This window comes from Rhodospirillales bacterium (genome assembly GCA_016712595.1).
Lineage (GTDB): Bacteria > Pseudomonadota > Alphaproteobacteria > Rhodospirillales > Defluviicoccaceae > Defluviicoccus.
Genome location: JADJQT010000002.1, coordinates 122,331 through 133,477 on the forward strand (window position 1 = coordinate 122,331; position 11,147 = coordinate 133,477).

The following is an 11,147-nucleotide window of genomic DNA, read 5'->3' on the forward strand; positions in this document are numbered from 1 at the left end:
CCAAAGCGGGCTCGCTTGGTGACGATTGTGTTTCTTTGGGCTTCTGCAAAGAGAATCCGATGCTATTTTGACGAATGCGATTAAGGCAGACCCGACAGATTGAGGACGGATGTCCGGGCGTGCTTTGCCAAATGCGACAGATTTGTGACGGGCTGAAACTCGAGGCGGGGCGATAATTTTCGCCGTCAGTATCGGCGATCACACTTATTGCGGGCGGTTTATGCGACAGTGATGGACAGGGATTCATCGGGCCGCACGAGAGCCCAAGACCGAAGACGTCGGGGCTGATACTCCGCTACACTGCGGGTAGTGTCTGTCCGATTTGGCCATGGCCGGCCGGCCGGGAGCGTATTCCGTATCGCATCGGCGCCGAGAAGAGCGTCCATCGTGCAAAGCGAACGACGAGACGATTGTTATGCCATTGCTTTCGACAGGATGACTCATGACTCTGACGATCGTGCCTCACGGAGGCGGTGATGCGACCGAAACGATCGATGCGCGGACTTCTGCGCCGCTGCGCCTGCGCGACGCTCTGCGGTACGAGCGGCGCGCACCGGAGCCTCGCGGCGACGCGGGAACGCGCGATGGCCTCGCCGTCGTTGCCGGGCGATCGCTGGCGGACGAACGCGTACTGACCAACGCCCGGCTGGTGATGCGCGATGAACTTGTTCGTGGAACCGTGCGTGTGTTTCGCGGTCGGATCGTCGATATCGACAGCCGGCGGAGTAGTCTTCCATCAGCCCTCGACCTCGACGGCGATATTCTGATTCCTGGGCTGATCGATCTGCACACCGACAATCTTGAGCGACATCTCGAGCCACGAACCGATGTCGCCTGGCCGAGTTTTGGTGCGCTGCTTGCGCATGATCGTCAGATGGCCGCGGCCGGCATCACCACGGTGTTCGATTCTCTGTGCGTCGGCGATCAGCGGCAGGGGTATGCGCGGGGAAACGAGACGCTGTTCGCCACGCTGCGGGAGATCGACCGTGCACGGTCCGCGGGACTCTTAAGTGTTACGCATTTCTTGCATCTGCGCTGCGAAGTGTCGGCGGACGAGGCCGTCGGCGCGTTCCGTTGCCTGGTCGATCACCCGCTCGTCCGGCTCGTTTCGCTGATGGATCACACCCCGGGCCAAAGACAATGGGCGAGCGTCGCCAAATGGCGAGAATGCAATCGGCACGCCATTGGATCGGAGAGCGAACTCGACGCGATCTTCGAACGGCGAACCCGCCGTCCCGTCGAGAAAGCGAGCGAAGCGCGTCGTGAGGTCGCGGATCTTTGCCGCCAGCGCGGACTGACGCTCGCAAGTCACGACGACGCCCTCCCGGCCCACATTGCGGAGGCGGCGGCGGATGGCGCGACGATCAGCGAGTTCCCGACCACGGCGTTAGCCGCGCGGCTTGCAAAAGCGGCGGGCATGCAGGTCATTATGGGTGCACCAAACATCGTGCTGGGCGGCTCTCACTCGGGGAACGTCTCCGCCCGCACCCTCGCGCAAGAGGACCTGGTCGACGGCCTGGCCTCCGATTATGTCCCGATGAGTCTGGTTCAGGCCTGTTTCGTCCTTCACGCGGCCCTCGGAGAGCCGCTTCCGTCGGCTGTCGCGCTGGCGACGGCGCGCCCGGCGGCGATGCTCGGCCTCGACGATCGGGGTGAGATTGCTCCCGGGTATCGCGCCGACCTCGTGCGGATTTCCCTGTTCGACCGACTGCCGGTCGTCCGCTCGGTCTGGTGCGAGGGCCGGCAAGTCATTTGACGTGAGCGAATCACCGCTCGCTCAAGCCGCCTGCGGATCGGCGATGACCGGGGCTTCGTCCCCCAGAGGTGGGGTGTCGCGCGGGCGCTGCTTCCTTCAACCGTCGACGACGGGCCGTGCTTCGATCGGCAGACGGAGCGCCTCGACGTGGACAAGTAGCGTTTGCGGGTCGGGTCGCCGCGTATAGTCGGGATCGACGGAGGCGTAAGCAATCCGTGCGTCGACATCGATGACATACGTGGCCGGGATCGGAAGCTCAAACGTAGACGTGCCGTTGAACCGCGGTAAATCGATGCCCAGGTCCTGATACGCTTTGCGAAATGCCTCGGGAAGTGTGAAGACGAGGCCAAACCGCCGGGCTACGGCATGATTGAAATCGCTCAGCACCGGATAAGAAAGCGCAAGTGCGTCGACGGTCTGAGCCGAGCTCACGATCGTTTGGGGCGAGATCGCCACCAACTCCGCGCCGGCTGCGCGAATGTGCGGCAGGAAGGATTCCAGATCGCTCAGATACCGCGAGCAGTAGTTGCACCAGCTTCCGCGATAGAAGGTCAGTACGACCGGCCCACGGCGCAGCAACTCGCTGAGACGGATCGTCTCGCCGAGAGGATTGGGCAAGGCAAAATCTTCGACAAGCTCGCCCTGCTGCAGCGATAGCAGCGCGTGATTGTCTTCCAGAAGCTCGCGCGCGTCGTGCTCAAGCGCCGAGCGCTGGTCAAGCCCGAGGCCCGGTTGAATCGCGTTGAGCCCCGTGATCAGTCCGTCCACCAGACTCATCCAAATCCACCTTTTCCGACTTGCCCGCACGCGGCGAAAACCACATGTGCGATTTGGGTTTCCTCATACGGTCTTTCCAGGGCTTTGTAACTTGCGCAAGGCCTCCGGGACATGCCGGCTGCCGGTGCTGTGTGAGGGATGACGTGCCCGCCAATGCCGGATGCCCTCGACCTGTGGCATAGGCGGCCGTGACGCGGCGAAAGCGCAAGCGGCTTGGCAAGACGTGGGCGATGTGTATGATGCCGTGCCATTCCGTAAACGGAGCTGGCATGATCATCCCCGAGGGGCTCGCTTTTGACGACGTCCTGCTGGTGCCGAGCGCATCCAGCGTGCTGCCGGCCGACGTCGACCTGCATACCCGCCTGACCCGGACCATCCACATCGGCCTGCCACTGATATCGGCGGCAATGGACACGGTCACCGAGAGCGCGCTCGCCATCGCCATGGCCGAGGCAGGCGGGCTCGGCGTTATTCACAAGAACATGTCGCCCGAGCGGCAGGCCACCGAGGTTCGGCGGGTCAAGAAGTTCGAGTCCGGCATGGTCGTCGATCCGATGACCATCGAGCCCGATGCCACCCTCGCCAATGCGCTCGACCTGATGAAGGCGCACAAATTTTCGGGTGTGCCAGTCGTTGAGCGCGGCACTCATCGCCTGCTCGGCATCCTCACCAATCGCGACGTCCGCTTTGCCATCGATCCGCGACAGCCGGTCAGCGAGCTAATGACTCGCGATACCGCGGACAAGCCGCTGGTCACCGTTCGCACCAACGTCGATCGCGAAGAAGCCAAGCGCCTGCTTCATAAGTACCGGATCGAAAAGCTGTTGGTCGTCGACGATGACTACCGCTGCGTCGGCCTGATCACCGTCAAGGACATCGAGAAAGCCGAGCGCTTTCCCGATGCCTGCAAGGATGAGCAGGGTCGCCTGCGCGTCGGTGCGGCGACGGGCGTCGGTCGGGCGGGGCTTGACCGTGCGGCGGTCCTGCTCGACGCAGAGGTCGACGTTGTCGTCGTCGACACCGCCCACGGCCATTCGGACGCGGTCCTCGAAGCCGTGACCAGCATCAAGAAGCAGAGCAACTATGCTCAGGTGATCGCCGGCAACATCGCCACCGCCGAGGGTGCGGCCGCACTGATTGATGCCGGCGCCGATGCGATCAAGGTCGGGATTGGTCCCGGCTCGATCTGCACAACCCGCGTCGTCGCCGGCGTCGGGGTGCCGCAGTTCTCGGCGATCGTCGAGGTCGCGGAGGTATGCCGTGCCCGAAATGTGCCGCTGATCGCCGACGGCGGGATCCGTTATTCCGGAGATCTGGCAAAGGCGATTGCCGCCGGCGCCGATTGCGCCATGCTGGGCGGGCTGTTCGCCGGCACCGACGAAAGCCCGGGCGAGCTCATCCTCTACCAGGGCCGCTCGTACAAGGGCTATCGCGGTATGGGTTCGATCGGCGCCATGGCGCGTGGCTCGGCCGACCGCTACTTCCAGCAGGACGTTGAGGGACCGCTGAAGATGGTTCCGGAAGGAATCGAGGGGCGCGTTCCCTACAAGGGAGCCGTCGCCAACGTGATCCATCAATTGGCGGGCGGCCTGCGCGCGGCGATGGGCTACACCGGCAATGCCACCATTGCGGCGATGCAGCGCGGCTGCCGGTTCCGCCGAACCACGTTCGCTGGCCTGCGTGAAAGCCACGTCCACGACGTGACCATTACCCGCGAGGCGCCGAATTACGCCGGACGGCCGGAGTGACCGACCGCATCCTAATCGTCGACTTCGGCAGCCAGGTCACGCAGCTCATCGCCCGGCGGGTGCGTGAGGCTGGCGTCTACTGCGAGATCAATCCGTTCAACAAGGTCGATGCCGCACGGCTCGCCGACTTCGCGCCGCGGGGCATCATCTTGTCCGGTGGCCCGGCCTCGGTCGTTGAAACGGCCGCGCCGCGCATTGACCCGGCGATCTTCGCCGCCGGCCTGCCGGTACTCGGCATCTGCTACGGCCAGCAGGCGATGGTCGCGCAATTGGGCGGCCGGGTCGAGGCGGGCTTTTCCCGCGAATTTGGCCGCGCCGTCGTCGAGATCACCGGCACCTGCCCGCTGTTCGACGGCATCTGGCAGCGCGACGGGCGAGAAACCGTATGGATGAGCCACGGCGACCGGGTCACGGAACTGCCGCCGGGATTCCAATCGGTGGCCGTCTCCGAGGGCGCCCCGTTCGCGGTCATCGCCGACGAGAGGCGGCATTTCTACGGCGTGCAGTTCCATCCGGAGGTGGTGCATACGCCGCACGGAGCCGCGCTGCTGCGCAACTTTACCCACGCGATCGCCGGCTGCCGTGGCGACTGGACGATGGCGGCCTTCCGCGATGAGGCCATCGCCCGGGTGCGCGCGCGCGTCGGCCGCGGCCGGGTTGTGTGCGGCCTTTCCGGCGGCGTTGATTCATCGGTAACGGCGGTTCTGCTGTTCGAAGCGCTGGGCGAGCAACTCCGCTGCATCTTCGTCGATACCGGTCTTTTGCGCCAGGGCGAGGCGACGGAGGTCGTGGACCTCTTTCGCGGCCATTACAACATTCCGCTCGTTCACCGCGATGCCTCGGATCTCTTCTTGGCCAATCTCGCCGGCGTCACCGATCCCGAGGCCAAGCGCAAAATCATCGGCCGCACCTTCATCGATGTCTTCGACGAGGAGGCCCATGCCGCCGGCGGCGCTGATTTTCTCGCTCAGGGCACGCTTTATCCCGACGTCGTCGAGTCGGTCTCGGTTCATGGCGGGCCTAGCGCGACGATCAAATCCCACCACAACGTCGGCGGTCTACCGGATCGAATGAAGCTCTCGCTGGTCGAGCCTTTGCGCGAGCTGTTCAAGGACGAAGTGCGGGTGCTGGGCCGCGAACTCGGATTGCCCGACAGCCTGCTGCGGCGCCATCCCTTTCCCGGCCCCGGGCTGGCGGTGCGCATCCTGGGCGCGGTGAGCCGGGAAAACGCCGAGCTTCTCCGCCGAGCCGATGCGATCTTCCTTGAGGAAATCGCCGCCGCCGGCCTTTACGATGCCATCTGGCAGGCATTCGCCGTGCTCCTGCCCGTGCGCGCGGTGGGCGTGATGGGCGATGCCCGGACCTACGATGCGGTCGTCGCGCTGCGGGCGGTCACCTCGACCGACGGCATGACCGCCGACAGCTATCCGTTCGATCACGCCTTCCTCGCCCGCGTCAGCGCCCGGATCGTCAACGAGGTCCGTGGCGTCGGCCGCGTCGTCTACGACATCACCTCAAAACCCCCCGGAACCATCGAGTGGGAGTGATTGAGGGCTATCCAAAAGCCTTTGAACGCATGCCGTAGTGCTACACAACTTACTGAAAACAAAAATAAAACTCCGCAGGAGCAATCGTCTCCTATCGGCATGGAGAGTTTGGCTCTGGTAGGCTGCTTAGCGGACCTGAAGCATATTTCACGGAAGAACTTTTGAAAATGCCGTCACTGTCAACGAGGCCCACGACGGTACTTTTTCTGCTTTGAGTGCGTAAGTAAATAAGGGGATTTCAGCGGACGCTACCCTCGACTCGCTGAGACCAAAACAGAAAATCTACAAGATTGCGCTCCGCTCGGCATGACGTTCGCGTCATGCCGAGCGGAGCGGTCTCGCGCGATCGAGAAGCAGCGCGAGAAGCGCCGTATCGAGGAAACGAAGAACTTCGGCGAATTCGACGAGAAGTGACTGATTGCCGGTCCTATGGCCGACAGTACGCGAGCGGTGCGCCGCTCCATATTCGAACGTGAACTACTTCCCGTCCGGAGAAACCGTCTTTTGACGGAAATCACGCCTGACGATCTTCCGGCATTTTGCGGCAAGGTCGCCGATCGCGGTGCGCCTGCGACGGCGATCCACGTCCGCGACATCGTCAAGCAGATTTACGCGTTTGCGGTTCTTCACAACGCGAAAGTCGCCAGCCCCGCTATGGGGAAGCAACTTGAGCATGTCGCCCCGCTGACCTCCGTCCGCTAAGTGCCTGTCCGGGACGGTCTCGAATCGGTTGAGGCTCCTGCAATTCGCTGATGGCGGTCGGGCATGCGGGAGGCCACCGATGTGGACGCAAGGGAACCGCCACCGCTACGGCCGCAGCAAGCAGGGCTATCCGAGCGGTCTGACCGTGAGGAATGGTCGCACGTGGCGCCGCTGATCCCGCCGGTCAGGCGCGGCAGCAACAAGCGGACGATCCGGCGTGCGCGAGGTGGCGAACGGGCTGATGTCCATCCTCGGCACGGGTCACCAGTGGCGGGCGATCCCCAAGGACCTGCCGCCGCGCAGCGCGGTGCATGACTATTTCGAGCTGTGGGAATGGGACGGGACGCTGGGGCGTCAATCAAGCGGCGCGGTTACGACACGGGCAAGAAAACCAAGGGCAAGAAGCGCATCTGCTTGTAGAGCCGCAAGGCCTGCTGCTGCACGCCATCGTCCATGCGGCCGACATTCAGGACCGCGACGGTGGCGTGAAGCACTCGCCTTCCACAGGCTCGCCTTCATCCGCTTCATGCTGCGAAAACCCTACAATCCCTCAAGATCCTCCCGGATAGATTCTCGGTCATTTCCAACAACCCGGTAAGGAACGGGCGCCCATGAGGGAGGGGGTTAGTCCTTCCTTAATGGAGGAGACGTAGTCTTAACCGAAATTCGTCCTCGGAGGAGCGGGCATGTGGTGCATTATGCGGGATATGCGGGTTTCGCTCCGGGTCGGAGCCGCCGTCCTGCTGCCCCTCGCCGTCCTGGTCTGCCTCGCAGGGGCTCTTGTTCAGTACAAGTTGGAACGAGAGCAGCTTAGCAAAAAACTACAGCTCTCAATGGAGATTGTGCCTGCAATCAGTGACGTGATCCATCAGTTGCAGCGAGAGCGGGGGATGTCTTCGGGATTTACCGGCTCTCACGGCACAGCGTTTACAACCGCCCTGCCCGCGCAAAGAATTGATACAAATTCTGCACTTCAACTTCTCCATGATAAAATCGCGCTCGAGCAACGGCAGGAAGATCGATCCCGCCTTGCGTCCGCCATAGACCGAGCACTCACCGATCTCGATCAGTTACCGGATGTTCGCGCCCGGATAACCCAGCTCCACCTCTCGGTCGAAGACATCGTTGCTTACTACACGCGAATAATCAGCGGTCTTCTCGAGATTACCAGCCAGTTGAGCGCGATCACTGACGATCCGCGGATCTCCCGGATCATCACGTCCTATATGGCACTGATGCGTGCCAAGGAGGCTGACGGTCTGCAGCGCGCGATGGGTTCCGTCGGGTTCGGGGCCGGCACGTTCGAGCAACGCGTCTACGATCGTTTGGTCGTGATGGTTGCCCGTCAGGATGCGTACCTCGACATCTTCAAGCGGTTCGCTGACGATGCGGTACAGTCCTACTTTGACGCGACGGTCAAGGGCGATGATATCGCCGAGGTCGCACGAATGCGGCAAGTGGCACTTGCCAGTGTGCATACCAAAACCACCGGCGGGATCCGCGCTGAGGACTGGTTCAACGCGATTAGCCGCGAGATGGAAATGCTGCGCGCCGTCGAAGAATACCAGGCGGGCGAACTGAGGTCCTTGACCCAGCAAATCCAGGAGCATGCCCACAGGCATTTTCTCGCCCTTCTCATCGGCACGTCCGTTCTCGGTGTGCTCACTATCGCCTTTGCACTGGCGATGGCCCGGAGCGTGACCGCGCCAATCGGTCGGCTCATGGCCACTCTGCGTCGACTGGCGGAGGGTGAAAGCACGATCGGCATGGCCGAGATTGACCGGCGAGACGAGATCGGAGCCATCGCCCGAGCCCTGGACACGTTTCGTGACCTGACCGAACGCCAGAAAGCCGACCTGGCAGCAGCGGAAGATCGCATGCGCCAGATATTGGCATCGACGAGCGAAGGCATCGTTCAGGTGCAAACCGATGGGCGTGTTTCCTTTGGAAATTCTGCCAGCGCGCACCTGTTTAGATGTGAACCGGACAAGCTCCCTGGACGGATGATCCACGAACTGATGCAGGATACACATCGAGAAAAGTTCGTATTTGAGGACCCCGCGACGTCCCGCGCCGAGGCCGAAGGGCGACGATTTCGGCTCGCCGAACAGGTCTTGTACCATGCCGATGGCTCGAGCATCCCCGTCGAATATTCGGTCACGCCGCTATGCAAGGCAGGGAACCTGATTGGCTCGATTGTTTCTCTCCACGATATTAGTGAGCGCAAGCAAAACGAGTTGGCCCTGCTGGAAGCCAAGGAACTCGCCGAAGCGGGCTTACGGACCAAGGCAGAATTTCTGGCCAACATGAGTCACGAGATTCGCACGCCGATGAATGCCATTATCGGGATGACTTATCTCGCTTTAAAGACGGAACTGAGCCCGCGGCAAAAAGATTATTTGACAAAAATCCAGAAGGCAGGGCGCCATCTACTATCAATAATTAATGATATTCTGGATTTTTCTAAAATGGAGTCTGGAAAAATTGCCTTGGAAAATGCAGAATTCGAACTAGAAAAAGTATTATATGATGTACTTGAACTGATTGGTGGCAAGGCAACGACGAAAGGACTAGAAATAATATTTAACATTGGCGAAATTATTCCCAATAATCTCGTTGGAGATCCGCTTAGAATTGGGCAGATCATTTTAAATTATATATCAAATGCCGTAAAATTCACGAATGCTGGTGAGATTAGCGTGAACGTCACGCTTGAAGAGGATCATGGCAATGCCGTGACACTTCGCTTCGAGGTCAGCGACACCGGCATCGGTCTGACCGAGGAGCAGCAAGCCCGACTGTTCCAGAGCTTTCAGCAGGCGGACAGTTCGATTACCCGCGAATATGGAGGGACCGGCCTCGGTTTGGTTATCGCCAAGTCGCTGGCGCATTTGATGGGTGGATCGGTTGGGGTCCGCAGCGTCCTGGGACACGGATCGACGTTCTGGTTCACGGCCCGCCTGGGGAAGAGTGCGACCAAGCGTGATCATGCCCAGAAACTGAAGCACGACCTGCGCGGTCGCCGCATCCTCGTGGTCGACGCCGGCAACGGCGCCCGCGAGGCGTCGGTGCAGATGCTGTCCGCGATGTCCTTTCGGGTGCACGCCGTAGCGTCGGGGCGCGCGGCGATCGATGCGGTGCGCAACGCGGTGGATGACCCCTTTGAGGTCGTCTTGGTTGATTGGCGGGTGTCGGATATGGACGGCATTGAGACCTGCGCCCGGCTTAAAATGCTAAACACGACGATTCAGCCGCGGCTGGTGCTGGTTACCGCCTTTGACTGCGAGGGGGCATTCAAGGGGGCAGATGACGTCGGCTGCGATGCCATCCTGATGAAGCCGATGGCGCCTTCGGCTCTGTTCGACACCATCGCGCGGGTCCTGCGCGTCGAGTCGGTGGCTGATCAGGATGTCGGCGCACCGTCAGCGGTTTTACTCGAGGCGCCCAACCGGCTTGAGGGTGCGCATGTACTGCTGGTCGAAGACAACGAATTCAATCAGCAGGTTGCGCGCGAAATACTGAATGGTTTCGGGGTAAGGGTCGACGTGGCGGACAATGGGGCGATCGCGCTGGAGAAGCTCAAAGCCAGCCTCTACGACGCCGTGCTCATGGATATGCAGATGCCGGTGATGGATGGTTTCACCGCGACCCGGGAAATCCGCTCTCTAGGCTGGGCCGATCTCCCGATCATCGCGATGACAGCCAATGCGATGCAGCAGGATCGCAACGAGTGCCTGGCTGCCGGGATGAACGACCACCTGGCAAAACCGATTGACCCGCAACAACTGGCATCGACGCTGGCAAGATGGTTGCGGCAACCGCCTTCGCACGGCGCCCCCGCAGCACACTGTGTCGCTGCGCTCTAATTGGCAACTTATTTAACAGACGATCCTCTCGGCTCGTCCCGGAATAATAGCCGCCATTATCCGAAAGCCGCCACCGGAAGCAACGTGCGGCCAAAGCACCGCTTACAGCGCATCGGCTGACAGTAATCGACGGCGCTCGTGGCCGGCACGACGCCCGCTGCCACGAGGCTGTCCTCGCCGAGGGCGGAACCTCACGCACGTCACTCCCGGCATGGGGAATCGGACGAGCACAAGACGCTGATGCGGCAGGCATCATCGTCAAGTTCGCTTGATCGCCAAACGGCATGTGCTTCGGCGCTGCGGCACAAACCAAAACGACAATCACACTCCGTTCGGAAGCCAGAAGGCCAGCGTGTTGGTTCTGGTATGAGAAGATATTATGCCGATAAATGACAATTAACACTTTTTTAACGCAAGACATAACCAGCACAAAACGTCATACAGATAAATTGCTAAGCACAAAATATACAGGGATTGCTTGTTTTAAGTCCGGTTAATTTGCAAGTGATTGATGATAATTACTGTAATAAATGATATAAGCATGTGTTAAAAAATATAATTTTGCAATCGTATCGCGTAATTGCGTGTTTTGTCTATCGTAGAATACAGAGGTTAATTTATGTCTACTGCAAAATGCACAGGTACCGTTACATGCAGCTTTATATGTGGCGGTAAGCCTCGATATGAAGAATCTATTGCAACTGGATATAAGGTCGTCGATCAGTACGATTGGGGTTGGTTAATGAGGAAA

The 11,147-nt window shown here is 60.7% G+C and carries 6 protein-coding genes and 1 pseudogene; 6 read left to right on the forward strand and 1 reads right to left on the reverse strand.

Annotated features, from left to right (window positions below; genetic code table 11):
• Window positions 1-442: 442 nt before the first annotated feature.
• Window positions 443-1,756, forward strand: a complete 1,314-nt coding sequence (locus IPK66_12490; protein MBK8176040.1) for an alpha-D-ribose 1-methylphosphonate 5-triphosphate diphosphatase — start codon at window positions 443-445, stop codon at window positions 1,754-1,756.
• Between the two features lie 96 nt (window positions 1,757-1,852).
• On the opposite strand, the gene IPK66_12495 is transcribed toward IPK66_12490, so the two are convergent.
• Window positions 1,853-2,533, reverse strand: coding sequence for an AhpC/TSA family protein (locus IPK66_12495; protein ID MBK8176041.1), 681 nt, complete (start codon window positions 2,531-2,533; stop codon window positions 1,853-1,855).
• Between the two features lie 269 nt (window positions 2,534-2,802).
• Between IPK66_12495 and guaB the strand changes: the two genes are divergently transcribed.
• The 5 genes and pseudogenes from guaB to IPK66_12520 all read left to right on the forward strand — a co-directional run bounded on the left by guaB (window position 2,803) and on the right by IPK66_12520 (window position 10,396).
• Window positions 2,803-4,281: an IMP dehydrogenase gene (guaB, locus tag IPK66_12500; GenBank protein ID MBK8176042.1), complete on the forward strand. Its 1,479-nt coding sequence runs from the start codon at window positions 2,803-2,805 to the stop codon at window positions 4,279-4,281.
• On the forward strand, window positions 4,278-5,828 hold the full coding sequence (gene guaA, locus IPK66_12505) for a glutamine-hydrolyzing GMP synthase (protein MBK8176043.1): 1,551 nt from the start codon (window positions 4,278-4,280) through the stop codon (window positions 5,826-5,828). The genes guaB and guaA overlap by 4 nt, the downstream gene beginning before the upstream one ends.
• Before the next feature lie 327 nt (window positions 5,829-6,155).
• Window positions 6,156-6,482, forward strand: a pseudogene (locus IPK66_12510) (integrase).
• A 265-nt stretch (window positions 6,483-6,747) separates the two neighbouring features.
• Window positions 6,748-7,128 (forward strand): transposase, encoded by a 381-nt coding sequence (locus tag IPK66_12515; protein ID MBK8176044.1) that lies wholly within the window; start codon window positions 6,748-6,750, stop codon window positions 7,126-7,128.
• 88 nt (window positions 7,129-7,216) lie between these two features.
• Complete coding sequence (locus tag IPK66_12520; protein ID MBK8176045.1) at window positions 7,217-10,396, forward strand: nitrate- and nitrite sensing domain-containing protein; 3,180 nt, start codon at window positions 7,217-7,219, stop codon at window positions 10,394-10,396.
• The last annotated feature ends 751 nt before the right edge of the window (window positions 10,397-11,147 follow it).